Consider the following 408-nt stretch of genomic DNA (forward strand, 5'->3'; position numbering starts at 1 on the left):
ATGCATTTGTTATAAGCACACTCTCACACGGTTCATATGAACAAATTGAGCACCTTCTGATGTTACTTGGAAACCAAATTTACGATATAAACCGCCTACCCGATTACCTTGCAAATAACACAATTTCACTGGTTTATTTTCGCTATCAGCAAATTTTAAACACTGACTTAAAACCTGGCTTCCTATTCCTTTTCCGTGAAAACTTGGCAATAAAAAGAAACGGCAAAAATAGAAATGGTCGCCTTTGTTTTGAAGCAAATAGCTACCGATTGCTTCACCTGACATTTCAATGATGGTTGGTTTTTCCTCATCCCATTCATCTTGATGCATTTCACGTTGGATTTTATCGTCCCAACCAAACACAGCCTTAATTGGCTCAAATTCAGCCGCCTTTTTAAGTTCAAATAA

At 37.3% G+C, this 408-nt stretch carries 1 protein-coding gene; it reads right to left on the bottom strand.

Annotated features, from left to right (window positions below; genetic code table 11):
* Positions 1-9: 9 nt before the first annotated feature.
* The coding region (locus A6E03_RS18310) for a GNAT family N-acetyltransferase (RefSeq protein ID WP_065601472.1) at positions 10-408 on the bottom strand (399 nt) is incomplete at its 5' end.

It is taken from the genome of Aliivibrio sp. 1S128, assembly GCF_001691065.1.
Lineage (GTDB): Bacteria > Pseudomonadota > Gammaproteobacteria > Enterobacterales > Vibrionaceae > Aliivibrio.